Consider the following 24,868-nt stretch of genomic DNA (forward strand, 5'->3'; position numbering starts at 1 on the left):
TCGACTGATCGACATACACCCCGGCGGCGGCCCTCCCGGCCGTCGCACAAGGAGAAAACGGCCGTGTCCACCACCAGCGACTTCTATCTGGCCCAGGCCGACAAATGCGCCAGCGACGCGGCCGCCACCTCGCTCACCCAGGTCCGCGACCGCAATCTGCGCGCCGAGGCCGCGTGGCGCTCGATGGCCGAAAAAATCCTCCTGACCGAACAGACCCGCGCCCGCCGTGACGCGGCGAAGGACGAAGCGGCCGCCTAATCGGCGCACGCCGCGGCGCGTGCCTGCAGCCATTCGCGCTCGCGCGCATTGCCCGACAGGGCCGCGGCATCTTCGAACGCCGCCCTCGCCTCGCTCCACCGCCCCGCGCGAAACAGGAAATCGCCGCGCGCCGCCGGCAAGGGCGCGTAATTGCGCAGTGCCGCCGTGCCGGCGATCGCATCGACCAGCCGCAACCCCGCCTCGGGCCCGAACGCCATACTGTGTGCCACCGCGCGGTTGAGCTCGACGACGGGCGACGGCATCACCGTGCCCAGCCGGTCATAGAGCCACGCGATCCGGACCCAATCGGTATCCTCGGCCCGCCGCGCCCGCGCGTGACAGGCCGCCAGCGCCGCCTGCAGCGCATAGGGTCCATCGGCGCCGCCCAGCGCCTCGACCTTCGCCAGCGCCGTCAGTCCGCGGTGGATCAGCAACTGGTCCCAGCGCGCGCGATTCTGCTCGGTCAGCGGGACAAAGCCGCCACCGGGTCCCGATCGTGCGGTCAGCCGCGACGCCTGGATTTCCATCAGTGCGAGCAGCGCCAGAACCTCGGGTTCCGCGGGCATCAGCGCGGCCAATATCCGCCCCAGCCGCTGCGCCTCGGCGCAGAGCGGCGGCCGCACAAGCGCCTCGCCTGCGGTCGCGGCATAGCCTTCGTTGAAGATCAGGTAGATCACTTCGAGCACCGAGGCGAGCCGCGCCGCGAGGTCCGCGCCGCGCGGCACTTCGAACGCCACCCCGGCCCTGGCGATCGCCTTTTTCGCCCGCGTGATCCGCGCCGCGATCGTGGCCTCGTTCGACAGGAAGGCCCGCGCGATCTCCTGCGTCGTCAGTCCGCCGACCAGCCGCAAGGTCAGCGCCGCGCGCGCCTCGGGTGCGATCACCGGATGGCACGCCGCAAAGATCAGCCCGAGCAGTTCGTCGCCGAGCGGATCGTCGATCGCCGCTTCGACCGCGTCGATGCTCATGCCGCCTTCCCTGTCCAGCTCGCGGGCGATTTCGGCATGTTTGCGCTCCCGCATCGCAGCGCGGCGCATCGCGTCGATCGCGCGCCGCTTCGCCGCCGCCATCAGCCAGGCGCCCGGCCGATCGGGCACGCCCGATTTCGGCCATTCGGTCAGCGCGATCAGCAGCGCGTCCTGCGCCAGTTCCTCGGCGCGGTCGACATCGCGCGTCATCCGCGCCAGCCCGGCGATCAGACGTGCCCGCTCGATACGGAACACCGCCGCGATCGCCCGATGGGTTTCGTCCTGCGCCATGCCCGCCTTCTCGGCCAGACGTTCCGGGGAGGCAAGCATGGCGGCAAGGCGCGTTATTCGCCCGCCATCCGGTCGCGCAATTTCTGTTCCTGTTCGATGATCTCGGGGGTCAGCACCTCGCCGAAATCCTCCATTTCATAGAAGGGCCGGATTTCGAGCTCGCTGGGCCCCGGCATCGGGTTCGGACAGCGCTTGGCCCAGGCGACCGCCTCGTCCATGTCCTTGACCTCCCAGACCCAGTAACCCGCGACCAGTTCGCGCGTCTCGGCGAACGGCCCATCGATCACGCTGCGGTTCGGCCCGTCAAAGGCAATCCGCTTGCCCGCCGACGAAGGCTTCAGCCCGTCGCCGTCGACCATTACGCCAGCGTTGACCAGTTCCTCGTTGAACTTGCCCATCGCCTCGAACATCGCGGTCATTTCGGGCGTCGGGTCGATACCCCGCTCGCTATCCTCGGTCGCTTTCACGAACACCATTACACGCATTTTCCGTCTCCTTTTCGCCGGGGCCGGCATGGCCTCCTGCCTAGACGACGAACGGGCGGTCGCGGAATCGACAGGTCACGAATTTTTTTTCGTCATGCCGCTATGCCGCAGGGCCTTATATGGTGAACCGCGCTTAATCATCTTCACGCGCCGCCGTTAATCGTCGCATGACCACCATTGCACCTTCTTCAGGCGAGCCGGTAGGGCGGCTCCTCGGATGGCTCGGGCTTCGCTCCCCCCGCAACGGCGAATCCCAACAGGCGGCCGAGCCGGGGGGTGTACGCGACCTTGCCCGCCTCACGCGGCGCGACCTTGTCGAGGCGATCGGCACTTTCCTGATCGACAATGATCTCGACGTCACCCCGGCAAACCTGATCCTCGCGCACAGTGCCTTTTCGGGCAAGAACCCGCGCCTCGCCCGCCAGATCACCGCACGCACCGGCAACGGCGGGCTCACGCAGGTATGGCTCGACGAACTGACCGATGAAGTCGCCGACACTTCGGCGCAAGCCGAACTCGAACGGCTCATGGCGCGGCTCGAAACCAATCTCGACGCCTTCCAGGCGCAGAGCAAGACGGCACACAAGCAAGCCGTGGATTATGGCAGTGAACTCGAACAGCATGTGAGCGATCTCGAACAGCTGCAGAAGACCGGCCAGATCGTATCGAACCTCGCCGACCTCGCCAAGACGATGCTCGAACGCACCCGCAAGGCCGAGGACGATATGCGCAAGAGCGAAGAGGAAGCCAAATCGCTCCGCCGCAGCCTCGAACGCGCCAAGCGCGATGCCGAGATCGACTATCTCACCGGCCTGCCCAACCGCCGCGCCTTCGAGGAATTGCTCGAAGTCCAGTATCGCGAAGCGCAGATGGCGATGGAGCCGCTCAGCGTCGCCTTTTGCGACATCGACAATTTCAAGGCGATCAACGACGCCCACGGCCATGAGGCCGGCGACCGGGTGCTCAAGACGATCGCCGACACGCTGTCGCAAATCAGCGACGACCAGTGCCATGTCGCGCGCCACGGCGGCGAGGAATTCGTCATGCTGTTCCGTAGCAAGAATCCGGCCGCGGCCGCCGAACGGCTCGACCAGGCCCGCGAGCATCTCGCGGCGCGCCGCCTGATCAATCGCAAGACCGACGAACCCTTCGGCCAGATCACCTTCTCGGGCGGAGTCGCCGACATCTTCGGCTTCGGCGACGCACGCGCGGCGCTCAAGGCGGCCGACGACGCGCTCTACCTCGCCAAGCAGAACGGGCGGAACCGCATCGAGATTGCTGCATCGGGCTAAGGCGTAGTGAACCAATCCCCGCGCCGCCCGTTGGACAGCCTGCCCTCCCCTTCTATATGCAGGCTCCATGGACTCCACCAAAGCCAAGCTCGTCATCCGCAACAGTGCTCCCCGTGACGCCGCCGCGATCGCGCGCCTCACCGCCAAGGTCTATGGCCGCGGCGAAGGCTATTCGGCGGCGCAGATCCGCGGCCAGATCAACAATTTCCCCGAAGGTCAGTTCGTCGCCGAATATGAAGGCGCGATCGTCGGCCTCTGCGCGACGCTCATCGTGCCGCAGGCGGCGGTGTTCACCGATCATCGCTGGGGCGCGATCAGCGGCGGCGGTTTCGGCACCAGCCACGATCCCGACGGCGACGTGCTTTATGGCATGGAGGTGTGCGTCGACCCCGATTACCGCCGCCTGCGCATCGGCCAGCGCTTCTATCGCAAGCGCCAGGAACTGTGCCAATCCTACGAGCTGAAGGGCATCGCCTTTGGCGGCCGCATGCCGGGTTACGCCCGCCGCCGCCGCAAATATCCCGACCCGCAGGATTATCTCGATGCCGTCATCGAGAAGCAACTGCGCGACCCGGTGATCAATTTCCAGATCGCGCAAGGGTTCGAGCCGCGCTCGGTGCTCCATCATTACGACCGCCGCGACCTCGACAGCGGCGGCCATGCCGTGCTGATGTATTGGGAAAACCCGCTCGAACCGCAGGACGCCGCGAATCCCAAAGCACGTGGCGCGGTCCCCGATCGCCTGCCCGCCTCGGTCCGCGTCGCGACCGTCCAATTCCAGATGCGCGGTATCTCGAAGATCGAGGAGTTCGAGGAACAGGTCGAATATTTCGTCGACGTCGCCGCCGACTACAAGGCCGATTTTGTCGTCTTTCCCGAACTTTACACGCTGGAATTGCTGTCGATCGAAAAGAAGAAGCTCGAACCGCAAGCGGCGATCGAAAAGATCGCCGACTATACCGAACGCTATGTCGCCTTCATGGAAAAGCTCGCGGTCAGCTATAATATCAACATCATCGGCGGATCGCACCCGACCCGCGCCGCCAATGGCGACATCCTCAACATCGCCTATGTCTTCCTGCGCGACGGGTCGGTGCATACGCAGCAGAAACTCCACCCGACCCCGTCCGAGCGCCGGTGGTGGAACATCAAGGGCGGCCACGGTGCCGACGCGATCAACACCGATTGCGGGCCGATCGGCGTGATGATCTGTTACGACAGCGAATTCCCCGAACTTGCGCGCCACCTCGTCAACCAGGGCGCGATGATGCTGTTCGTCCCCTTCTGCACCGACGAGCGCCGCGGCTATCTGCGCGTCCGCTATTGCTGCCACGCGCGGGCGGTCGAAAATCAATGCTATGTCATCACCTCGGGGGTCGTCGGCAATCTGCCGAACGTCGAGAATATGGACATCCATTATGCCGAAAGCGCGATCCTGACCCCGTCGGACTTCGCCTTCGCGCGCGACGGCGTCGCCGCCGACACCGCGCCGAACACCGAGACCATCGCGATCGCCGACCTCAGCCTCGCCGACCTGCTCACCAGCCGCCAGAGCGGCGCGGTGCAGAATTTGCGCGACCGCCGCTTCGACCTCTACCGCGTCGACTGGAAGGACGCCCCGACCCCGGGGATAGGGTCGCGCTGAAGCGATGAACGAGAATATCCACACCGACCGCCCGACATTCGTCACCCATCTCGAATGTTCGCTGACCGGCGAGATTTACCCGACGGACCAGCTTCACGGCCTGTCCGCCGCAGGCCGGCCGCTGCTCGTCCGCTACGATCTCGACGCCGTCGGCGCCGCGCTGACCCGCGACACGCTGACGGCACGCCCGACCGATATGTGGCGCTGGCGCGAAATGCTCCCGGTTCGTCACACCGAAAATATCGTTTCGCTCGGCGAAATCGAAACCCCGCTCATCCCGATCCCGCGCTCGGGCGGGACCAATGTGCTCGTCAAGGACGAAGGTCGCCTGCCGACCGGATCGTTCAAGGCGCGCGGCCTCGTCATGGCGGTGGCGATGGCGCGCGAACTCGGCGTTACCAAAATCGCGATGCCCACGAATGGTAATGCTGGCGCCGCGCTCGCCGCCTATGCGACGCGCTGCGGGATCGAGACCATCGTCCTGGCGCCTGAGGAAACCCCCGAAATCAACGTCCGCGAGATCGCCGCCCAAGGCGCACGCGTCTGGCGCGTCAACGGTCAGATCGACGATTGCGGCGCGATCGTCGCGCGCGGTGCCGCCGAGGGGCGCTGGTTCGACTTTTCGACGCTGAAAGAGCCCTATCGGATCGAGGGAAAAAAGACGATGGGGCTCGAACTCGCCGCGCAATTCGGCTGGGAATTGCCCGACGCGATCTTCTATCCCACCGGCGGCGGCACCGGGCTGATCGGCATGTGGAAAGCCTTCGACGAACTCGAAGCGCTCGGCTGGATCGGCCCGAAGCGCCCGCGCATGTACGCGGTGCAGGCGTCGGGCTGCGCCCCGATCGTCCGCGCTTATGAGGCGGGCGAGGAACATGCCGAACGCTGGGAAGACGCCGCGACCGTCGCCGCGGGAATCCGCGTGCCCAGAGCGGTCGGCGATTTCCTGATCCTGCGCGCCGTCCGCGCGTCAGGCGGCGCCGCGCTCGCGGTCGGCGACCCCGCGATCCTCGCCGCGGTCGACGCAGCGGCGCGTAAGGACGGTCTGCTGCTCTGCCCCGAAGGCGGCGCGACGCTCGCCGCCTATCACCAGGCGATCAGGGACGGCCATGTCGATCCCGACGAACGCGCCGTCCTGTTCAACTGCGCGACCGGCCTCAAATATCCGATGCCCGAGGCGCCGCAGTGGCTCGACCGGCATGGAGATATCGATCTCTCGGCGCTCTGATTCCAGCACAGACGGTTCCTTTGATCACATCGTCATTGCGAGCGCAGCGAAGCAATCCAGAGTGGTATACGCTACTCTGGATTGCTTCGCTGTGCTCGCAATGACGAGTTCCCTTTTTTGACAATGGCCGGCTCATCGTTCCCCCTTGCCTCGCTTTCCGTTTACGTTAAGGTCAGTTGCAAAGAGCAACCAACCGGAGTGCGTGATTCATGGCCCTTCCCCCGATCTTCGACCGCCTGCGCCTGCCCGTTATCGGTTCGCCCCTGTTCATCGTCTCGGGGCCCGAACTCGTCATCGCGCAGTGCAAGGCGGGGGTCGTCGGCAGCTTCCCCGCGCTCAACGCGCGCCCGCAGGCCCTGCTTGACGAATGGCTCCACCAGATCACCGAAGAACTGGCGGCATGGGACCGCGACAATCCCGACCGCCTGTCGGCGCCCTATGCGGTCAACCAGATCGTCCATAAATCGAACGACCGGCTCGAAGCCGACATCGCGACCTGCGCCAAGTGGAAGGTGCCGATCACCATCACCTCGCTGGGCGCGCGCGAAGAACTCAATCAGGCGGTCCACAGCTGGGGCGGCATCACCCTCCACGACGTCATCGACGATCGTTTCGCGCGCAAGGCGGTCGAAAAGGGCGCCGACGGCCTGATCCCCGTCGCGGCGGGCGCGGGCGGCCATGCCGGCGTCCAGTCGCCCTTCGCGCTGGTCCAGGAAATCCGCGAATGGTTCGACGGCCCGATCGCGTTGTCGGGCGCGATCGGCCACGGCCGCTCGATCCTCGCCGCGCAGGCGTGCGGCGCCGACCTCGCCTATATCGGCAGCGCCTTCATCGCGACCGCCGAAGCCAACGCCGATCCGGGCTACAAGAACGGCATCGTCGAGGGCCGCGCCGCCGACATCGTCTATTCGAACCTGTTCACCGGGGTGCACGGCAATTATCTGCGCGGCTCGATCGTCGCCTCTGGTATGGACCCCGACAATTTGCCCGAAGGCGACCTCAAGACGATGAACTTCGGATCGGGCGGCAACACCAAGGTCAAGGCGTGGAAGGACATCTGGGGTTCGGGCCAGGGCATCAGCCCGGTACGCGGCGTGCTGCCCGTGGTCGACTTCGTCGCCCAGCTTGAAGACCAATATCTCAGTGCGCGCCGCGAGTTGGAGGCGAAAGTTCGGCTTTAAAGGCAGGCCGGCGCCTCAATGCCTAAAAGTGATCCTGCGCCCATTTGAGGCTTTCGGGATAAAAGCGCTCGAGCACCTCCCGGCATTCGCTGACGACGTAGCGGACAACCTCGGCGGGCAGTTCGGCCTTCCACGCATCGACATCGCCCGAACGATAATGAGATCCGTCATCGATTTCGCCGGCTCTCCTGCCGACGGAGAGCTTTTCGAAGGTGAAGTTCGCCTGGTCCGGCCATTTCAGCGACCCCGATGCTTCCCCCAGCGCCGCGCGCAAAAAGTCGGTAAATTTGTCGAATCCATCTTCGATGCGCAGGGTTTTGATCGCGGGATCGTCGTAATTCCAGTTTCGTATCGCATATAAGGGTCCGGCCGTTTCCGGATAAAATTCCTCACTGTTACAGAAAGTCGCGGTCATCAGCATGCCGCGCGGTTTGTCGACGCTTTTCAGCATCTCCCTATGCGCAGCCAGTTGCGGCCATCCATCCAGGCCATGTGTGTGCCTGTGCGAATAATAGGCAGACTGAACGATGTTCAGCGGGTTCCTGACGAGGTGCAGCGCAAAACCCGGAACATGGCCTTTAACCACATCATATTGGGCATTCGACAAGCAGCAGATGCCATCGCCCGTCGGCGGCCGCGTGGATCCCAGATGCGACAGGAACAATGGCTGCCCGCTACCGTCACTCAATTGCCCCAAAAAGGAAACAAGCGCGCTCGACCCACTTTTATGGTGCGTGAAAAAGCTGATCATGCTCCCTCTTTACGGATGTTTGGGAGCAGGCATAGCCCGGCCTCGGCAACCACGTCCTACCCGGCAAACAACCGGTCGATCGCATCGTCGAGATAGGGTCGGTCGGCGAACAACCGCATCGGGTCGCGACGGTTGAGCCAGAAGGTTGTGCCGTGTCGGTCGGTCAGCGACCGCCGGAATACGTCCTGCAATAACCGCAACCGCATCGCCGCGACGCGCGCTGCCGCGACCGGATCGCGCGCCGCCTGCAACGCATGATATGCGCGCACCTGCTCGACCCGCGCCGCAACGACGTCGCTATACGCGTGGTGCGGCCCGCGGTGCAGTGCGTGTCCCGACACCAGCGCCAGCCGCTCGTTGCCCGGCAGCAACAGCCCGTTGCGATCGAAGCGCTGCAGCGCGAAGCCCGCACCGTGCAATTGCGCAAACATCGCCGCCATCTGCGGTCGCTGTAATAGTACGACGGGGATCAGGTGGTGGCGCTGATATCCCGTTTCGGCGGGCGCGGCGCACGACCAGCGGCATCGGGGCGGATCGGGCGCAGCGCCCCCGCCCATCACCGATCGAAACTGAACTCGACCAGCACCGCCGCCGGCCCGTCGCGCGCGCCGCCCTGCGGGGTCAGTGCGACCCACTCCCCGGCCTGCAGCCCCGGCGTCTGCTGCGGCTGCACGACCGGCCCGTGGAGCATGATGTCGAGCGCCAGGCGCGCCAGCCGCTTGACCATCGCTGCCATGTCCCACCCCGGCGGAACCGCCGCGTCCAGTTCCTGCCCGGCAAAGGCCGCCAGCCCGCGCGTCGCGACATGCGGGTCCGCGGCGCCGTCGCGACGGCGAAAGGCGATCAGGTGCAGCACCGGCGGCATGCCGCTCGTCTGCATCTCGGCGATCGCGCCGCGAAACTGCCTTGCGTCGGTCCACAGTCGCGCCGGCGACCAGAAGATGTGGTCCGCGTCGAAGGCGTCGATCAGCAGCACGATCATCTGGAACAAGGTGTCGAACTGCGCCGCCGCGATCCCGTCCCGGCGCGCCGACCGCACGATCCAGCTCCCCCCGGCATCGCGCCAATCTGCGGGCAGCGGCGTCCCCAGGCTGCTCGTTGCAACATCGCCCGGATCCGCCAGCGCGAAGTCGTCCGGCGCCGCGCGGCCGATCGTCACGGCCAGCCCTCCCAGCGTCAGCTGCAACGGCAATCCGCCCGCCCGCGCAGCGTCGGGCCGGAGCCCCATGCGCCGCATCACGCCTTCGAGCGCATCGTCGGCCACCGCTTTCCCGACGATCAACGCAAAGGGCGCGTGCACCTCCGGCCGGGTCGTCGCGTCGCGGCGGGTCAATATCATCTCATCACGCTCTGGGGTCCTGACCCGCTGGCCTCGGTTCGCGGCAGCATCGCAAGACTGCCCGCCTTGTTCAAACGCTTATTGCGACGATACGTCCGAAACGGAGGTGCGTCAGATCGCGACCTGGCTGCCCAGTTCGACGACGCGGTTGGTCGGCAGGCGAAAATATTCCATCGCGCTTTCCGAATTGCGCAGCATCCACGCAAACAGCCGTTCGCGCCAGATCGGCATGCCCGGCGTGCTCGCCGCGATCAGCGTCTGGCGCGACAGGAAAAAGCTCGTCTCGAGCATCTTGAAATCGCCGCCGCATCCGGTGACGCGGTGCAGCGCCGCGGGCACGTCGACCGGCTGCATGAACCCGTAATGCAGGATCAGCCGGTGGAATCCCTGCCCCAGATCGTCGAGCGTGCAGAATTTCGCCTCGGGGACGAAGGGCACGTCGGCGATCTTGATCGTCAGCAGGATGATCCGCTCGTGCAGCACCTTGTTGTGCTTGAGATTGTGGAGCAGCGCGTGCGGCACCCCGTCGGCGCTCGACGTCATGAACACCGCGGTGCCCGGCACCCGCGTCGCGCTGTTCGCCGCCGACTTGACGAACACCGGGATCGGCATCGCGCCGTCGGCCATTTCCTGCTGCATCAGCTTGCGGCCGCGCGACCAGGTGGTCAGCATCGTGAAGATGATCAGCCCGATCGCCAGCGGCACCCAACCACCGTCGGGCACCTTGATCAAATTCGCGCCGAAATAGGCGATGTCGACGATGAAGAAGACCGCGAGCACCGGCAGCGCCTTCCACGCCGGCCACTTCCACAACGTGAACAGCACGACGCTCAGCAAACAGGTGTCGATGAACATCGCCCCCGTCACCGCGATGCCATAGGCGGCGGCGAGGTTGCTCGACGATCCGAAGAACAGGACGAGGATGATGACCATCGTCATCAGGAACCAGTTCACGACCGGGATATAAATCTGCCCCGCCGCCGACGCACTGGTATGCTCGACGCGCAGGCGCGGGATGAAGCCGAGCTGGATCGCCTGCTGAGTCAGCGAAAAGGCGCCCGAGATCACCGCCTGGCTGGCGATGATCGTCGCGAGCAGCGCCAGGATCACCACCGGCACCTGCCACGCCTCGGGCATCATCAGGAAGAAGGGATCCTGGATCAGCCCCAGCCGCTGCCCGACGTCGGCCTCGAGCACCATCGCGCCCTGCCCCATATAGTTGAGCATCAGCGCCGGCAGCACGAAGGCGAGCCAGCTGAGCCCGATCGGCCCGCGCCCGAAATGCCCCATGTCGGCGTAGAGCGCCTCCGCCCCGGTCACCGCGAGCACCACCGCGCCGAGCGCGATGAAGGCGGTAAAGCCGTCGACATAGAAGAAATTCAGCGCATTCAGCGGGTTGAGCGTCGCGATGATGATCGACGGATGGTCGACGATATGCATCACCCCCAGCGTCGCGAGCATCAGGAAATAGCAAAGCATGATCGGCCCGAACAGCATCCCGACCTTTGCCGTCCCGCGCGACTGGATCGCGAACAGCCCGATCAGGATCGCGAGCGCGATCGGCACGATATAGGGATCGAAGCCCTGGTTGATATAGCTCAGCCCCTCGGTCGCCGACAGCACCGACATGGCGGGCGTGATCATGCTGTCGCCATAGAAGAGCGCGGTCGCGAACACCCCGAGCAGGATGATCGGCCAGGTCCAGCGCTTCTCGCCCGACGACCGGCTGATCAGCGCGAGCAGCGCCAGGCTGCCCCCCTCGCCCTTGTTGTCGGCCTTCATGATCGTCAGCACATATTTGAAGGTGACGACGAGCATCATCGACCAGAAGACGAGGCTCAGCACGCCATAGATGTGCAATCGGTCGGCATCGATCGAATGATGGCCGGCAAAGGTCTCGCGGAACGCGTAGAGCGGGCTGGTGCCGATGTCGCCGAACACGACGCCGACGGCGCCGACCGCAAGCTTCAGCTTGCCGTCACCGTGATGGCCGTGACCGGGTTGGCCGGTTTCGGCGGCGTCGGGCGCGGCGCCGTCGGCGCCGCCTGCCGCCATGTGCGACTCAGCAGTCATCGGGCGCCTTTAGCCCAGCCGTGGGAAAAGGCCAGTGGTAGAAAATGGACCGTGCGCGCGTCACGGCGCCCCGGTGGTCTCGGGGGCCGCGCCGCCCGGCACCCCAGCCGGTGTTTCGGGTGGCAGCTGCGGCCCCATCGCCTGGCGAAGCTGCCCTAGCCGCATCTCGAGGTCGGGGCGCCACGGCGCATCGGCGGGGCTGCGCCGCAGCAATTCGCCCCACACCGCCTCGGCGCCTTTCAGATCGCCGCCCTGCGCCAGCGCGAGTCCGGCGAAGAAAGGCGGCGCCGGGTGCGTTGGGTCGCGCCGCGCCGCTTCGTCGAAGGCAAGCGCCGACGCCGGCGACATCACCCCGCCGCCATGCGCGACGAGCGCGTTGCCAAGGCCGACCCACAGGTCGACATTGTCGGGATATTTTTCGAGTCCCTTTTCCAGCGTCTGCGCCGCAAGCTGGGTCCTGCCGGTGCGCGCGAAGCCGTCGGACATGCCCAGCCATTGGGCGGCGGGGCCGAACCGGTCGGCCATGCCTTGCCGCGGATCGGTCAGCGCCTGACCGAAACCGGAGTCGTCGGCCGCCGCCGCTACGGGCTTGCCGGGCAGCGCGGGACTGCCCTGCAGCGCATAGCCCGCAAGCCCCAGCATCACCGCCGCCCCCGCGAGCGGCCGCGCCGCCGGTGGCAGCTTGCCCAGCCACAGCATCGCACCGATCGTCAGCGCCGCGGCGAGCAATATCCACAGCCAGATCATGCCGCATCCTCCCCCTCGGCATCGCCGCGCCGGAAGCGCCCGAAGGCGAGCCAGCCGCCAAGCGCAAGGAACAGCAGCGGCCCGAGCCACAGGAAGGCGGTCGCCATGTCGAACGGGGGATCGTAACTCACCCAATTGCCATAGCGCGCGATAAGCCAGTCGCGGATCGCATCGGGGCTTTCGCCCGCGGCGATCTTGCCGCGCACCTCGTTGCGCATGTCGCCCGCCAGCGGCGCGTCGCTGTCGGCGATCGACTGGCCTTGGCAAACGAGGCAGCGCAGCGTGTCCATCAGCGCCTTGGCCTTCGCCTCCTGCGCCGGATCGGCGAGCTGCTGATAGGCATAGGGCGCCGGCGGCAACCGGTCCTGCGCCGCGACCGGCGCCGCGACCAGCGTCAGCAGCGCGAGCAGGACGAGGCGCGGCCTCACTTCATCGCCTCCAGCTTGGCGACGATCTCGGGCACCTGTTCGGCGAGGATCACGCCCTGAATCTGTTCGCGAATAATGCCCTTGCCATCGATCAGGAAGGTTTCGGGCACACCCGACGATCCCAGCGCGATCTGCACGCTGCTCTGCACGTCGGATCCGATGCGGTCGAACGGATTGCCCACGTCAGCCAAGAACTGCGCGACATCCTGCGGCCGGTCGCGGATCGCGATGCCATCGATCGGGACCCCTGCGGCCTTCAATGCCTCAAGCTGCGGTGCTTCGGCGCGGCACGGGATGCACCAGCTGGCAAAGACGTTAACCAGCCGCGGCCGCCCGTCGGCAAGTTGGCTGCTCTTCAATCCCACGACCCCCGCGGTCGCGGGCGGCAGGTCGAACAGCGGCATCGGCTTGTTGATCCACTGCGACTCGATCAGCTTCTCGCCCGGCACCGTCAGCCGATAGACAAAGGCACCGAACAGCAATCCCATGATCGCCAGCGGCACGAACAGGACCCAGCGCGACTTCATTTCCAACGGCCCTCATCCTTGCGCGCGCGCCGTGCCCGCCACAGCGCCAACAATTGCGCGCGGCCAAGCATCGAAAGCGCCGCGCCGAGCGCGATCAGCCCGCCGCCCAGCCATATCCACCACACCAGCGGTTTCCACCATAGCCGCAGCTGGTACCGGTCGGCGGCGCCATCGGCGCCCGGCACCGGCTGGCCGAGCACGACATACAGCTGACCGCCCGGCCGCGTCAGCAGTGCGGCTTCGTTGGTCTCGGTCGGCGCGGTGCCCATCAGCCCGGGGAACATCCGCGATTCGGGTTTCAGCACATGCGACCCGCCGCCCGTCGTCGCGATGAGCGTGCCTTCGATCGCGGTATAATTCGGCCCCGCGACCGGCTGCACACCCTTGAATAATACGTCGAAATCGCCGACCCGCACCGTCTCGCCCGGCGCCGCGGCGACCAGCCGTTCCTTGATGAAGGCGCTCTCGGCGCCCATCCCGGCGAGCGTCACCGCGACCCCGAAATGCGCGATCACCATGCCCCAGGTCGGCAGCGGCGTGCGGCGAAGATTGCGACCCCACAAGGGTGCGAGGCTGGCAACTGCGACGACGCCCGCAACGGACATGCCGAGCAGCGGCAAAATCCCGACCTTGCCGCCAAAAATCACCAGCAGAACCAGCACCAGCGCCCCGGCGAACGCCGCCATCGGCAGCCGCGACCGCAGTTTCCTACCATCGTCCTTGCGCCAGGCGAGCAGCGGCCCCGCGACCATGACGAGGCACAGGATCAACGCCAGCGGCCCCGCGACCTTGTTGTAATAGGGCGGCCCGACCGAAATCTTCTCGCCCATCGCCTCGGCGACGATCGGATAAAGCGTGCCGAGCAGCACCAGCGCGAGGATCGTCGTCAGCAGGAGGTTGTTGATCACCAGCGATCCCTCGCGGCTCAGCAGCGCGAATTTCTTGCCCTCGGCGACCGTCCCGGCACGCAGCGCGAACAAAGTCAGCGCGCCGCCAATATAGATCGCCATCAGCGCGAGCAGGAAGGTCCCGCGCTCGGGATCGACCGCGAAACTGTGCACGCTGGTCAGCAGCCCCGACCGGACGATGAAGGTCCCCACCATCGACATCGAAAAGCCGATCACCGCGAGCATCACCGTCCATGCGCGCAATGCGTTGCGCGTCGCGGTCACCGCAACCGAATGCAGCAGCGCAGCCCCCGCGAGCCAGGGGATCAGCGAGACATTCTCGACCGGATCCCAGAACCACCAGCCGCCCCAGCCGAGTTCGTAATAGGCCCAATAGCTGCCGGCGGTGATGCCCAGCGTCAGGAAAATCCAGCTTCCGAGTACCCACGGCCGCATCGCGCGCGCGAACGCCGGGCCGATCTCGCGGGTAATCAGCGCACCGACCGCGAAGCTGAACGCCACCGACAGCCCGACATAACCGACGTAAAGCGTCGGCGGGTGAAAGGCGAGGCCGGGGTCCTGGAGCAGCGGGTTGAGCCCCTGCCCGTCGGGCGGTGCGACCGGTAAACGGTTGAACGGGTTGGACGAAAAGATCAGGAAGGCGAAGAAGCCGAGGCTCAGCGCCGCTTGCGCCGCAAGCGTCGCGATCAGCGTATCCTCGCGCAATCGCCGCTCGAAAATCGCAACCAGCGCGCCGGAAATCCCCAGGATCGTCAGCCACAGCAGCATCGACCCTTCGTGATTGCCCCACGCGCCCGCAACCTTGAACAGCATCGGTTTCAAACTGTTGCTGTTGCGCGCGACCAGCTCGACCGACATGTCCGACCGCACGAACAGCGCGATCAGCAGGCCAAAGGCCGCCGCGGTCAGCACGCCCTGCGCGACGCTCGCGGGCCGCACCAGCGCCGCCAGGTCCTTCTGGCCACCGCGCAGATACAGCGTACCCGCGACGAGCGAGAGACACGCGAGCGCCGCCGCGATCCACAACAGGGCAAGGCCAAGTTCGGCGATCATGTCTGCGGCGCCGCCTTGGCCACAGCCTTGTCCATGCCTTCCATCTGCGGTGGCATATATTTCTCGTCATGTTTGGCCAGAATCTTGTCGGCCACAAATGTGCCATCGGCACGCATCCGGCCGTCGGCGACCATGCCGCTCTCCTCGGCGAACAGGTCCGGGACGATCCCGGTGAACTGCACCGGCACCGATGCCTTGCCGTCGGTCGCGACGAAGCGGATCGTCACCCCGTCGCTCTGCCGTTCGATGCTACCCTTGGCGACCATGCCGCCGAGCCGCATCGGCTCGCCGATGATCGCCTTGCCGGCCTTGACCTCCTCCGGCGTGCGAAAATAGGCGGCCTCGTCGCGGAGCGCGCTCGCGCCGAGCACGCCCGCGCCCGTGACGCCCGCGAGCGCCACCACGGCGAGGATCAGTCTTTGATGCTTGGCTTTCATTTCGGGTCCCCGCGCGGCGTCTCGCCGCGCCGATTATTGGCGCGCAGCGCGTCGCTCCGCTTCTCGGCTTTCACCATCGCGCGCCAGCTGGACCACAGCACGATGCCGGTCAGCACGGCGGTCAGCCCATAGGCCGCCGCGACAAAGGCCCATTGGCCGCCCCCGCTGATCACCCCGGTCACGCGTCAATTCCCCTCATCGTCGGCGAGCCGCCGCAATCGCGCGGCGACGCGGTTGTCGGCGATGATCCGCCGCATCCGCATCAGCACGATGGCGCCGAACAGCAGCGAGAAACCCGATACGGTCAAACCCAGCGGCCACAGCAGCGCGCCGTCGATGCTCGATCCGCGCAGCGTGATGCTCGGCCCCTGATGCAGGCTGTTCCACCACACGACGCTGCGGTTGATGATCGGGATGTTGATCGCGCCCACCAACGCATAGATGGCGGCGCCACGCGACAGCGATCCGCCCTGTTTCTGTCCCTCGTCGCCATTGGTCAGCGCGATGAAGCCGGCATAGAGAAAAAGCAGGACGAGCATCGACGTCATCCGGCCGTCCCATTCCCACCAGGTCCCCCATGTCGGCCGCCCCCAGATCGACCCGGTGGCGAGGCAAAGCGCCGTGAACAACATGCCCGGCACCGCTATCGCGCGTGCCGCGATTCCCGAGAGCGGATGGCGCCAGACGAGCTGGATCAGCCCGGCGATCGCGAGGCTCGTCCAGCCGCCCATGCCGAGCCAGGCCGACGGGACATGGACATATAATATCCGCGCGGTTTCGCCCTGCTTGTAATCGCCCGGCACCACGGCGAGCCCCGCCCAGCTGCCCGCGAGCAGCAACAGCATCCCGACGCCGAGCAGCCACGGTGTCAGCGGTTTGGCGATTGCCAGGAAACGGGTCGGATTCGCATAGGCGTGCATCGGTTCGCGTCGTCTTTAGGTGAGGCCGATATATCGGTCCAGTGAATTGCCCGGCGCGACCCGGCGGCGCTTCTCTCGCCCGCCCTGCGAACAAGGTCAAGCGCCGCGCTTCGGCACCCCGCACCGTCTATCGCATTGAGCGAGGTCAAAATTCGTCTCACCCCTCGGGGCGCGTCCAGATCCAGCTCCCGGTCACCCCCGCCACGACGATCGGCACCATCATCCACGGCCAGGGCGAAAAGAGCAAAGCGAGCAGGATGCTGAAAGCGAAGGCGACCGTCGCCGCGACCTTGCCCTTACGGCTGATCGCCCCCTTCTCGCGCCAGGCGAGAATATGGTGGCCGAAATGCGGATGATTGACCAGCCATGCCTCGAGCCGCGGCGACGAGCGGGCGAAACAAAAAGCCGCGAGGATAACGAACGGTACCGTCGGCAACAGCGGCAGGAACGCCCCGATCGCGCCGAGCGCGAGCGACAGCCAGCCACAGACGAGGTAGAAATGCCGCTTCATCACGGGCGGGCTTAGCGGAATTGGCGGAGCGCGCCAGCCCCGGCAATATCGTCGCCCCCGCCCGATCAGCTTCTGCGCCATCCGGTCGGCGACGACCGACGCCGGGGTGCCGCTCGCCTTGCTCTCGGCCCAGATGTCGGCCAAGCGGCCGGGGATCTGGCGGATGCGGCTTTCGACTTCCTCGGCATTGCCCTGCCCGAGATATTCGAGCGCGACGTTGATGATGCCGCCCGCGTTGATCACATAATCGGGAGCATAGGTGATGCCGCGGTCGTGGATGCGCTGGCCGTCGGCGGCGGTCGCGAGTTGGTTGTTCGCGCCGCCCGACACGATCGGGACATTGAGCTTGGCGATGCTTTCCTCGGTCAGGATCGCGCCGAGCGCATTGGGGCTAAGAACGTCCGCCTCAATCTCCATGATCGCCGCCGAATCGGCCAGATCGGCACCCAGTTCGTCCGCCAGCGCCTTGGCGCGCGCCAGATTGACGTCGGCGAGGGTCAGGATCGCGCCATCGGCCGCCAGCCGCCGCGCGACCCCGCCGCCGACGCTGCCGACGCCCTGGATCGCGACGCGCACGCCCTTGGCGCTGTCGGTGCCGAGACCGTTCTTGATCGCGGCGAGTATCCCCAGATAAACGCCCAGCGCGGTCTGCGGACCCGGATCGCCGCCCACTTCGCCGCTCGCTACGGGCAGTCCGCTGACATGCTTGGTCTGGTGCGAAATCGCGACGATGTCGGCGACCGACATGCCGACATCCTCGGCGGTGACATAGGCACCGCCCAGCGAATCGACCGCGCGCCCGAAGGCCGCAAGCATCTCGGGCGTCTTCTCGGCGCCCTCGTCGGCCAGGATCACGCCCTTTGCGCCGCCCATCGGCAGGCCCGCCATGGCGTTCTTGTAGCTCATGCCCCGCGACAGGCGCAGCGCATCGGTGATCGCCGCCTTGCGCTGCGGATAATGCCAATAGCGCACCCCGCCCGCGCCGGGGCCGAGGTGGGTCGAATGCACCGCGATGACCGCGGTCAGCCCGCTGGCGCGATCGCGGAACATGTGAACATGCTCATGATCGTCGAAATCGGCGAAATCCCAGACAGCAGACATGCGCGACTCCTCGCGTTAGAAAATTACGTTAAGACGTAATAATCCAATAGCGGCGATGAGTCACCCCAAATCCCGCATGTGCGCGATGATTGAGAAAATGGGGCGACCAACGGGGCTCGAACCCGCGACCTCCGGTACCACAAACCGGCGCTCTAACCAACTGAGCTATGGTCGCCACATAAGCGAAGAGGGCGCGCGAAGCGGCCTCGACAGCGCGCGGCGATAGGCGCGGGAGGCCCCGTTCGTCAAGCATTGTTCGTGAAACATATGCCCCCTAAAAGCGCGGCATGACCGACAGGATCGTCGATATGGCAACATCGGGTGCCGACCGCACCGCCGATCGCCTCGCCGCCGTGCCTGGCATCCGCCGCGCGCCGACGCCCAAGCTGCAGCAATATATGCTCTCGCGCTTCCTCGACGCCGATACCTGCGCCGCGCTGATCGAGCGCATCGATCGCGACGTGCGTCCCTCGACGATCGCCGATCCCAACGGCGACGAAGCCTTCCGCACCAGCGCGACCTGCGACCTCGACCATCGTGACCCTGTCGTCCGCGCCGTGAATGACAGGCTCCACGTGCTCACCGGCATTCCCCTGCCCTATGGCGAGCCACTGCAAGGCCAGCGCTACGACGTCGGACAGGAATTCAAGGCGCACACCGACTTTTTCGATCCGCGTGGCTCCGATTGGGAGCAATATTGCGCGATCCCCGGTCAGCGCAGCTGGACGCTGATGATCTACCTCAACGCCCCCCCCGCGGGCGGCGCGACGCGTTTCCTCGCGACCGGCAAGATGCACCAGCCCGAGGCCGGAAAGCTGCTCGCCTGGAACAATGTCCGCCCCGACGGCACGACGAACGACGACACCCTCCACCACGGGATGAAGGTGCGCAAGGGACGCAAATATATCATCACCAAATGGTTCCGCGAACGGCCCTGGCCGTGGGCGGAGGGGGAGCTGGACTGAGCCACCCACAGCCCGTGAGCCCACCCATAAATCCGCAAGCCCGCCTATAAACCCGTTCGTGTCGAGCGAAGTCGAGACACCCATCGGCGTGGCGCATGCCTTCGGGGTGTCTCGACTTCGCTCGACACGAACGGGAATAGGGGTCGGTTTTCACCGACCCCTCGTTGGAATCACCGCACCAACCGATACTGGAAACTCAGCGTCAGCGTATTCGCGACCTGGCCCGGCTCGACCGGGGTCGCCTTGGCGTCCATCGCCTGCAGGCGCACCATCGGCATCGGCGGCTGCGGGCCACCAAAGCTGCCTTCGCTGATCGACACCAGCTCGGCACCGCGATATCCCGCGAGCTTGGCATAGTCTGCCGCCTTCGCCTCGGCCGCCTTAATCGCCGTGCCGCGCACGCCGACGAGCTGCGCATCGGGGTCCTTCATGGAAAAATAGGGACCGTCGATGTTCGTCCCGCCCGCGGCGACCAGCGCGTCGAGCAGCGGGCCGATGTCGTCGATCTTCGGCGTGGTCGCGCGCACCGTGTTCGACACCTGATAGCCGATGAAGCGCGGCGGCTGGCCCGCCACCTGATTGTTATAGTCATATTGCGGCGACAGGTTGATGCCGCTCGTCTGGATATCCTCGGCCTTGATCCCGCGCGCTTTCGCTGCGGCGATCAGCTTGTCCATCGCGGCGGCATTCTGGCGCATCGCCTCGACCGCGGTCGGCGCGGTCGTCGTCACCCCGGCGCCGACGGTCGCCTGGTCGGGGCGCGAGCGCACTTCCTCGCTGACGCTGAAGGTCAGGATCGGGCCCTGCGTCGTCGCTGTCGTCACCGTCGTTCCCCCTTGCTGTGCAAGCGCGGGCGTTGCCGCCATCAGCGCCAGTCCACTGGCCATAGCGGTGAGCATATGCTTCGTCATGTTCTTCTCCTGTCGGCCGAACCCCCGGCCAGTTCCGGGTCGTGCCCCCCGAACGCAGACGGAGGCGACCCGTTCCGGCCTTTGCCTCCACGGCGCTTGCATGATGCTGAACACCTCAGTAGCGAGCCGTTCATCATGGCAGCCCCGATTTTATCATATGAAGGCCTCGGCCTTGTGCAGGGCAGCGGCTGGCTGTTTCAGAATCTCGACATCTATGTCGGCGAGCGCGACCGCCTCGCGCTGATCGGCCGCAACGGCGCGGGCAAGACGACCCTGCTCAAATTGCTCGCCGGACAGATCGACGCCGACAAAGGCAAGCGCGTGATCGTGCCCGGCACCCATGTCGTGATGCTCGAACAGGAACCCGATTTCCGACCTTTCGATACCCTCATGGATTTCGCCGTCGCCGCGCCCAACGCGCCCGAGGAGTTTGAAGTCGCCGCGATCGCCGATCAGCTCGGCATCGACATGAGCCGCACCGCCGCCAGCGCCTCAGGCGGCGAACGCCGCCGTGCCGCACTGGCCCGCGCGCTCGCGCAGAACCCCGACGTGCTGTTGCTCGACGAGCCGACCAACCATCTCGACCTCGCCGCGATCGACTGGCTCGAATCCTGGCTCGCGCGTTACACCGGCGCCTTCGTCGCGATCAGCCACGACCGCACCTTCCTCACCCGCCTGACGCGCCAGACCCTGTGGCTCGACCGCGGCAGCATCCGGCGCAAGGAAATCGGCTTCGGCGGTTTCGAGGAATGGAGCGATTCGGTCGCCGCCGAAGAAGCGCGTGCCGCACAGCGCCTCGATTCCAAACTGCGCCTCGAAGCGCATTGGCTCGAACGCGGCGTCACTGCGCGCCGCAAGCGCAACCAGGGCCGGCTTGAGAAGCTCAAGGAAATGCGCGCCACCCGCGCCGCGATGATCGGCGGTCCCGGCGTCGCCAGGCTCGGCCTCGCCAACGATGATGTCCGCTCCAAATCGGTGATCGTCGCCGAAAATGTCAGCAAAAGCTTCGGCGACCGCCCGATCATCAAAAATTTCGATTTCCGCGTCCAGCGCGGCGACCGCATCGGCATCGTCGGCGCCAATGGCGCGGGCAAGTCGACCTTGCTCAAACTGCTCACCGGCGAAATCGCGCCCGACAGCGGCAAGATCACCCTCGCCCCGACCCTCGACGGCATCGTCATCGACCAGCAGCGCAGCCTGATGTCGCCCGAAAAGCGCGTCCGCGATATCCTCGCCGACGGCGGCGACTGGGTCGAGGTGCGCGGGGTCAAGAAGCACATTCAGGGTTATCTCAAGGAATTCCTCTTCGACCCCGGCGTCGTCGAGGCGAGCGTCGGCGCGCTGTCGGGCGGCGAACGCTCGCGGCTCTTGCTCGCGCGCGAATTCGCCCGCGAATCGAACCTGCTCGTGCTCGACGAGCCGACCAACGACCTCGACCTCGAAACGCTCGACCTGTTGCAGGAAGTCATCGCCGACTATGCCGGCACCGTGCTGCTCGTCAGCCACGATCGCGATTTCCTCGACCGCACCGTCACCGTCACCCTCGGCCTCGACGGAACGGGCAAGGTCGACATCGTCGCCGGCGGCTATGCCGACTGGGAAGCCAAGCGGGTCAAGCCGAACGCGGTAAAGGCGAAGTCCGCATCCACCGGCGCGGCGGCGGCGCCGCCGCCGCAGGCGCGCAAAAAACTCAGCTACAAGGACCAGCGCGACTACGACCTGCTGCCTGCCCGCATCGAGGAAATCGAAACGGAAATGGCCACGATCGAAAGCGACCTGTCCGACGGCAGCCTGTTCACCCGCGATCACAAGCGCTTCACGGCGCTCACCGAAAAGCTCGAAACGCTGCGCGACGAAAAGGCTGCAGCGGAGGATCGCTGGCTCGAACTCGCGGAGGCGGTCGAAGCGCTCGGCTAATACCCTTGCTCCGAAACGCGCCTTCTCACACAAGGGCCGTGCAGGAACACGGGGGGACTATATTGTGACCGACTATTCGGATCAGCCGGAGTTGAAGGGCGTCGGCGGATGGCTTCTGACCTTCATCATCATCCTGTCGGTTATCTCGCCGATCCGTATCCTTCTCGAAACCGCAAAGATGCTAGAGCTTGATGCGCAGACGGAGGCGCAACTCGGCTCAAGCTGGCAGACCTATTCACTTTTCAGTTGGGTGCTGGCATCTGCAACAATCGCGCTTGCGTGGTTCCTGGCTTACAGACTCGCGCGCGTGCACACCCGGGCATCGGTTCGTCTGGTGGTTCGGGGGTTGTGGGTGCTCGCCTTCGGCCCCCTGATTCTTGATCTGATCGTTGCGTGGACGCTATGGCCCGACCTGATGGCCGCGGGACTCGATGCGACCTATTTCGTCGGAATTTTCCAGGCCGCCGTCTTTGCAACCATCTGGTCGCTCTACCTCACCAAGTCTAAACGCGTCGAGAACACGTTCGTTGAGGACGAAACCGAAGCGAGAAAAATCTTCGGCTGACCTCACCCCGTCCCGTAAAACCGCGCCAGCCGGTCGAGCGCTAGCCCCAGCACCAATTTCCCCGACCGCGCCGGCCAGCCCAGCCCCTTTTCGGCGCAACCGATCCCCTCGCCCGCGCAGATCACCCGCCAGCAAATGTCGGCCAGCCCCGGCCCCACCGCGTCGAGCGCGGCATGGAAGCGCCGGTGCGCGTCGATCCGCGCCAATGATGCGTCCGCCACGCGCGCGCCGCCGCGTGTCTTTGCCGGCGCGGCGGCGTCCCAGCGCATCGTCACCCGCGCCGACAGTCCCGCGCGCTCATAATCGCCGCGCAGCCGCTCGCCTGCATCAAGCTGCGCGGCCGTGAGATGCCCGCGCGCCGCGAGCCATGCGATCGGACTCTCGCCCAAATTGACCGTCACATGCCGCATCACTTGTGGCCCGGCCTTGCCCGGATCGAGCCGGTCGTCGGGATGGATTCGGGTTTCAAGGCGGCGTGCAGGCATGCGAGTCTCCTTCATCGAAACCCCGGCTTGACAATGGAATGTTTTTTAGGAAAGAAGAAACCGATTTGGTTATCAACAAATTTCAACAATGAGGTCGCCATGATCAACAGCATCCGCGCCGTCCGCCGCGCCAAGGGTCTGACACTCGAAGAGGTCGGGCAGCGCTGCAACCCGCCGACCACGGCGCAGACGATCGGCCGCCTCGAAACCGGCACCCGCACCCTGTCGCTCGGCTGGATGAACCGCATCGCCAAGGCGCTCGGGGTCGAAGCGGCGGAGCTTGTGCAACTGCCGCAGGACACCCAGCTCACGGTCACCGCGCTGCTCGGTCCCGACGGCGCGATCGCCCCGACGCGCGTCGAACAGGCACTCACCGCACGTCCGGGCGAGGATATGGTCGCGGTGCGCGTGTCTGCGTCGATCGGCGACTATCGCGCCGGCGACGAAATCTGGTGCCGCAAGATCGAGGGCGACTGGGCTGGCGCGCTCAACCGCGACCTGCTCGTCCCGCGCCCCGCCGGCCGCTTCTTCTTCGCCCGCCTGCTCAACGTCGACGGCGAAAAGCTCCACCTGCTCCCGCTCGGCATCGGCCAGCGCCAGCAGGTTGTCAGCAACCCGCCATGGGCGGCGGTCGCGGTCCGGCTGATCCGCAGCCTGTGATCGAAACACGCGTCATGGTGGGAATGACGGGGTGACTCCCCTCCGCATCCTGTCGATCGCGACGCTTTTCCCCGATGCCGCGCGCCCCAACTTCGGGCTGTTCGTCGAAAAGAGCCTGCGCGCGCTCGCCGCGCAGCCCGGCATCGATCTCACCATCGTCGAACCCGTTGGCCTGCCGCCCTTCCCGCTGTCGCTGCACCCCCGCTACCGCGCGCTGCGCGACCTGCCGCTTCACGAGGATTGGAACGGCCTCACCGTCCACCGCCCGCGCTTCACGCTGCTCCCGAAAGTCGGCTCACGCTTCAACCCGGCGAAGATCGCGCGTGCGGTGCTTCGCGCCACCCGCGACCGCAGCTTCGACGTCGTCGACGCCCAATTTTTCTACCCCGACGGCCCCGCCGCGATGCGGGTCGCCGACGCGCTCGGCCTGCCCTTTTCGGTGAAGGCGCGCGGTGCCGATATCAGCCATTTCGGCCATGACCCGGCGACCGCACCGCAACTGATCGACGCCGCCGGCAAGGCGGCCGGCCTGCTCGCCGTTTCAGAAGCCATGCGCCGCAACATGGCCGCGATCGGAATCGATCCCGCCAAGATCGCCGTCCACTATACCGGCATCGACACCGCCCGCTTCGCTCCCGGCGACCGTGCCACCGCGCGCGCCGCGTTCGGCATGGACGACGCCCCCGTCATCCTCACCGTCGGCGCGCTGATCCCGCGCAAGGGGCAAGCGCTGGTAATCGACGCCCTGCCCATGCTGCCCGGCGCCCATTACTGGCTCGCCGGCGCGGGCGAGGAACAGGCCCGCTATCGCGCGCTCGCTCAGCGACTCGGCGTCGCCGACTATGTCCATTTCTTGGGACCCATTGCCAATGCCGATCTGCCGTCGCTCTACCGCGCCGCCGACATCGTGGTCATGCCCTCGGCCAGCGAGGGCCTCGCCAACGCATGGGTCGAGGCGCTCGCCTGCGGCACGCCGATCGTCATCAGCGACGCCGGCGGCGCCGCCGAACTCGTCACCTCGCCGGTCGCGGGTCGCATCGTCGCGCGCACGCCTGCGGCCATCGCGGAAGCCGTAAAAGCGATCCTCGCTGCCCCGCCGACTCCGCAGAACGTCGCCGCGACGCTTGCAGGCCGCTTCGACTGGGACCGCAACGGCCGCGAACTCGCCGACCACCTGCGCCGCTGCGCGCAAAAATAGGGGGGGGCCAAAGCCCCCCTCTGG

At 66.2% G+C, this 24,868-nt stretch carries 25 protein-coding genes, 1 tRNA gene and 2 pseudogenes; 10 read left to right on the forward strand and 18 right to left on the reverse strand.

Annotation, left to right across the window (positions count from 1 at the left end; translation table 11 throughout):
- Positions 1-63 precede the first annotated feature (63 nt).
- Entirely contained in the window at positions 64-258 is a 195-nt protein-coding gene (locus EEB18_RS03355; protein ID WP_056349743.1) for a hypothetical protein, read from the forward strand.
- Here the strand turns inward: EEB18_RS03355 and EEB18_RS03360 are convergent.
- Positions 255-1,556: an RNA polymerase sigma factor gene (locus EEB18_RS03360; protein WP_222943141.1), complete on the reverse strand. Its 1,302-nt coding sequence runs from the start codon at positions 1,554-1,556 to the stop codon at positions 255-257. The two genes, EEB18_RS03355 and EEB18_RS03360, sit on opposite strands and share 4 nt — an antisense overlap.
- Before the next feature lie 86 nt (positions 1,557-1,642).
- Positions 1,643-2,002, reverse strand: a pseudogene (locus EEB18_RS03365) (YciI family protein); the annotation flags it as partial.
- A 167-nt stretch (positions 2,003-2,169) separates the two neighbouring features.
- Here EEB18_RS03365 and EEB18_RS03370 point away from each other — a divergent pair.
- The 4 genes from EEB18_RS03370 (at position 2,170) to EEB18_RS03385 (ending at position 7,348) form a co-directional block, all read left to right on the forward strand.
- Positions 2,170-3,294 carry a sensor domain-containing diguanylate cyclase gene (locus tag EEB18_RS03370; protein ID WP_187139463.1) on the forward strand — a complete coding sequence of 375 codons (1,125 nt, stop codon included), beginning with the start codon at positions 2,170-2,172 and terminating at the stop codon, positions 3,292-3,294.
- A gap of 67 nt (positions 3,295-3,361) precedes the next feature.
- Positions 3,362-4,939: a bifunctional GNAT family N-acetyltransferase/carbon-nitrogen hydrolase family protein gene (locus EEB18_RS03375; protein WP_056349737.1), complete on the forward strand. Its 1,578-nt coding sequence runs from the start codon at positions 3,362-3,364 to the stop codon at positions 4,937-4,939.
- A gap of 4 nt (positions 4,940-4,943) precedes the next feature.
- Positions 4,944-6,167: a threonine synthase gene (locus EEB18_RS03380; RefSeq protein ID WP_187139462.1), complete on the forward strand. Its 1,224-nt coding sequence runs from the start codon at positions 4,944-4,946 to the stop codon at positions 6,165-6,167.
- A gap of 209 nt (positions 6,168-6,376) precedes the next feature.
- A complete protein-coding gene (locus EEB18_RS03385; protein WP_187139461.1) occupies positions 6,377-7,348 on the forward strand; it encodes an NAD(P)H-dependent flavin oxidoreductase in 972 nt (323 codons plus the stop codon).
- Between the two features lie 22 nt (positions 7,349-7,370).
- Here EEB18_RS03385 and EEB18_RS03390 read toward each other — a convergent pair whose 3' ends face one another.
- From EEB18_RS03390 to EEB18_RS03450, 14 genes and pseudogenes are all read right to left on the reverse strand, one after another.
- Positions 7,371-8,099 (reverse strand): hypothetical protein, encoded by a 729-nt coding sequence (locus EEB18_RS03390; protein ID WP_187139460.1) that lies wholly within the window; start codon positions 8,097-8,099, stop codon positions 7,371-7,373.
- A 56-nt stretch (positions 8,100-8,155) separates the two neighbouring features.
- Positions 8,156-8,656, reverse strand: coding sequence for an AHH domain-containing protein (locus tag EEB18_RS03395; RefSeq protein ID WP_187139459.1), 501 nt, complete (start codon positions 8,654-8,656; stop codon positions 8,156-8,158).
- Positions 8,656-9,438: a hypothetical protein gene (locus EEB18_RS03400; RefSeq protein WP_187139458.1), complete on the reverse strand. Its 783-nt coding sequence runs from the start codon at positions 9,436-9,438 to the stop codon at positions 8,656-8,658. Before EEB18_RS03400 ends, EEB18_RS03395 begins: the two co-directional genes overlap by 1 nt.
- A gap of 111 nt (positions 9,439-9,549) precedes the next feature.
- A complete protein-coding gene (locus EEB18_RS03405) occupies positions 9,550-11,511 on the reverse strand; it encodes a potassium transporter Kup (RefSeq protein ID WP_082545115.1) in 1,962 nt (653 codons plus the stop codon).
- Positions 11,512-11,571: 60 nt separating this feature from the next.
- Complete coding sequence (locus EEB18_RS03410; protein WP_056349723.1) at positions 11,572-12,258, reverse strand: tetratricopeptide repeat protein; 687 nt, start codon at positions 12,256-12,258, stop codon at positions 11,572-11,574.
- Positions 12,255-12,686, reverse strand: coding sequence for a cytochrome c-type biogenesis protein (locus EEB18_RS03415; RefSeq protein WP_187139457.1), 432 nt, complete (start codon positions 12,684-12,686; stop codon positions 12,255-12,257). Before EEB18_RS03415 ends, EEB18_RS03410 begins: the two co-directional genes overlap by 4 nt.
- Entirely contained in the window at positions 12,683-13,213 is a 531-nt protein-coding gene (locus EEB18_RS03420; RefSeq protein ID WP_187139456.1) for a DsbE family thiol:disulfide interchange protein, read from the reverse strand. Before EEB18_RS03420 ends, EEB18_RS03415 begins: the two co-directional genes overlap by 4 nt.
- The gene (locus EEB18_RS03425; RefSeq protein ID WP_187139455.1) at positions 13,210-15,174 is read right to left on the reverse strand and encodes a heme lyase CcmF/NrfE family subunit; all 1,965 of its coding nucleotides are present in this window, start codon (positions 15,172-15,174) and stop codon (positions 13,210-13,212) included. The genes EEB18_RS03420 and EEB18_RS03425 overlap by 4 nt, the downstream gene beginning before the upstream one ends.
- Positions 15,171-15,611, reverse strand: coding sequence for a cytochrome c maturation protein CcmE (ccmE, locus tag EEB18_RS03430; RefSeq protein ID WP_187139454.1), 441 nt, complete (start codon positions 15,609-15,611; stop codon positions 15,171-15,173). The genes EEB18_RS03425 and ccmE overlap by 4 nt, the downstream gene beginning before the upstream one ends.
- Positions 15,608-15,793 (reverse strand): hypothetical protein, encoded by a 186-nt coding sequence (locus EEB18_RS03435; protein ID WP_056349715.1) that lies wholly within the window; start codon positions 15,791-15,793, stop codon positions 15,608-15,610. Before EEB18_RS03435 ends, ccmE begins: the two co-directional genes overlap by 4 nt.
- Before the next feature lie 3 nt (positions 15,794-15,796).
- Complete coding sequence (gene ccmC, locus EEB18_RS03440) at positions 15,797-16,531, reverse strand: heme ABC transporter permease CcmC (protein ID WP_187139453.1); 735 nt, start codon at positions 16,529-16,531, stop codon at positions 15,797-15,799.
- Between the two features lie 157 nt (positions 16,532-16,688).
- Complete coding sequence (locus EEB18_RS22525) at positions 16,689-17,042, reverse strand: YbaN family protein (RefSeq protein ID WP_187139452.1); 354 nt, start codon at positions 17,040-17,042, stop codon at positions 16,689-16,691.
- Positions 17,043-17,096: 54 nt separating this feature from the next.
- A pseudogene (locus tag EEB18_RS03445) lies at positions 17,097-18,143 on the reverse strand (Glu/Leu/Phe/Val dehydrogenase); the annotation flags it as partial.
- A gap of 98 nt (positions 18,144-18,241) precedes the next feature.
- Positions 18,242-18,318, reverse strand: a tRNA-His gene (locus EEB18_RS03450).
- Positions 18,319-18,430: 112 nt separating this feature from the next.
- Between EEB18_RS03450 and EEB18_RS03455 the strand changes: the two genes are divergently transcribed.
- Entirely contained in the window at positions 18,431-19,108 is a 678-nt protein-coding gene (locus tag EEB18_RS03455) for a prolyl hydroxylase family protein (RefSeq protein ID WP_262408100.1), read from the forward strand.
- A 170-nt stretch (positions 19,109-19,278) separates the two neighbouring features.
- On the opposite strand, the gene EEB18_RS03460 is transcribed toward EEB18_RS03455, so the two are convergent.
- On the reverse strand, positions 19,279-20,019 hold the full coding sequence (locus EEB18_RS03460) for an SIMPL domain-containing protein (RefSeq protein ID WP_235535708.1): 741 nt from the start codon (positions 20,017-20,019) through the stop codon (positions 19,279-19,281).
- 135 nt (positions 20,020-20,154) lie between these two features.
- On the opposite strand from EEB18_RS03460, the gene EEB18_RS03465 reads away from it, so the two are divergent.
- Positions 20,155-21,936: an ABC-F family ATP-binding cassette domain-containing protein gene (locus tag EEB18_RS03465; protein WP_187139450.1), complete on the forward strand. Its 1,782-nt coding sequence runs from the start codon at positions 20,155-20,157 to the stop codon at positions 21,934-21,936.
- Positions 21,937-22,000: 64 nt separating this feature from the next.
- Positions 22,001-22,501: a DUF2569 family protein gene (locus EEB18_RS03470; RefSeq protein WP_187139449.1), complete on the forward strand. Its 501-nt coding sequence runs from the start codon at positions 22,001-22,003 to the stop codon at positions 22,499-22,501.
- A 2-nt stretch (positions 22,502-22,503) separates the two neighbouring features.
- On the opposite strand, the gene EEB18_RS03475 is transcribed toward EEB18_RS03470, so the two are convergent.
- Entirely contained in the window at positions 22,504-22,986 is a 483-nt protein-coding gene (locus EEB18_RS03475; RefSeq protein WP_056349703.1) for a DUF6456 domain-containing protein, read from the reverse strand.
- Positions 22,987-23,085: 99 nt separating this feature from the next.
- Here EEB18_RS03475 and EEB18_RS03480 point away from each other — a divergent pair, with 99 nt between their 5' ends.
- Positions 23,086-23,646 (forward strand): helix-turn-helix domain-containing protein, encoded by a 561-nt coding sequence (locus EEB18_RS03480; protein ID WP_056349701.1) that lies wholly within the window; start codon positions 23,086-23,088, stop codon positions 23,644-23,646.
- 31 nt (positions 23,647-23,677) lie between these two features.
- Complete coding sequence (locus EEB18_RS03485) at positions 23,678-24,844, forward strand: glycosyltransferase (protein WP_187139448.1); 1,167 nt, start codon at positions 23,678-23,680, stop codon at positions 24,842-24,844.
- Positions 24,845-24,868: the final 24 nt, after the last annotated feature.

The sequence above is a fragment of the Sphingopyxis sp. OPL5 genome (assembly GCF_003797775.2).
Taxonomy (GTDB): Bacteria; Pseudomonadota; Alphaproteobacteria; order Sphingomonadales; family Sphingomonadaceae; genus Sphingopyxis.

Coding starts and splice junctions, on each gene's coding strand:
- EEB18_RS03475 (WP_056349703.1), bottom strand. CDS start 22,986: ATGCCTGCACGCCGCCTTGAAACCCGAATCCATCCCGACGACCGGCTC.
- EEB18_RS03395 (WP_187139459.1), bottom strand. CDS start 8,656: ATGGGCGGGGGCGCTGCGCCCGATCCGCCCCGATGCCGCTGGTCGTGC.
- EEB18_RS03390 (WP_187139460.1), bottom strand. CDS start 8,099: ATGATCAGCTTTTTCACGCACCATAAAAGTGGGTCGAGCGCGCTTGTT.
- EEB18_RS03385 (WP_187139461.1), top strand. CDS start 6,377: ATGGCCCTTCCCCCGATCTTCGACCGCCTGCGCCTGCCCGTTATCGGT.
- EEB18_RS03400 (WP_187139458.1), bottom strand. CDS start 9,438: ATGATATTGACCCGCCGCGACGCGACGACCCGGCCGGAGGTGCACGCG.
- EEB18_RS03405 (WP_082545115.1), bottom strand. CDS start 11,511: ATGACTGCTGAGTCGCACATGGCGGCAGGCGGCGCCGACGGCGCCGCG.
- EEB18_RS03455 (WP_262408100.1), top strand. CDS start 18,431: ATGACCGACAGGATCGTCGATATGGCAACATCGGGTGCCGACCGCACC.
- EEB18_RS22525 (WP_187139452.1), bottom strand. CDS start 17,042: ATGAAGCGGCATTTCTACCTCGTCTGTGGCTGGCTGTCGCTCGCGCTC.
- EEB18_RS03360 (WP_222943141.1), bottom strand. CDS start 1,556: ATGCTTGCCTCCCCGGAACGTCTGGCCGAGAAGGCGGGCATGGCGCAG.
- EEB18_RS03410 (WP_056349723.1), bottom strand. CDS start 12,258: ATGATCTGGCTGTGGATATTGCTCGCCGCGGCGCTGACGATCGGTGCG.
- EEB18_RS03425 (WP_187139455.1), bottom strand. CDS start 15,174: ATGATCGCCGAACTTGGCCTTGCCCTGTTGTGGATCGCGGCGGCGCTC.
- ccmE (WP_187139454.1), bottom strand. CDS start 15,611: ATGAAAGCCAAGCATCAAAGACTGATCCTCGCCGTGGTGGCGCTCGCG.
- EEB18_RS03420 (WP_187139456.1), bottom strand. CDS start 13,213: ATGAAGTCGCGCTGGGTCCTGTTCGTGCCGCTGGCGATCATGGGATTG.
- EEB18_RS03380 (WP_187139462.1), top strand. CDS start 4,944: ATGAACGAGAATATCCACACCGACCGCCCGACATTCGTCACCCATCTC.
- ccmC (WP_187139453.1), bottom strand. CDS start 16,531: ATGCACGCCTATGCGAATCCGACCCGTTTCCTGGCAATCGCCAAACCG.
- EEB18_RS03370 (WP_187139463.1), top strand. CDS start 2,170: ATGACCACCATTGCACCTTCTTCAGGCGAGCCGGTAGGGCGGCTCCTC.
- EEB18_RS03465 (WP_187139450.1), top strand. CDS start 20,155: ATGGCAGCCCCGATTTTATCATATGAAGGCCTCGGCCTTGTGCAGGGC.
- EEB18_RS03375 (WP_056349737.1), top strand. CDS start 3,362: ATGGACTCCACCAAAGCCAAGCTCGTCATCCGCAACAGTGCTCCCCGT.
- EEB18_RS03460 (WP_235535708.1), bottom strand. CDS start 20,019: ATGACGAAGCATATGCTCACCGCTATGGCCAGTGGACTGGCGCTGATG.
- EEB18_RS03480 (WP_056349701.1), top strand. CDS start 23,086: ATGATCAACAGCATCCGCGCCGTCCGCCGCGCCAAGGGTCTGACACTC.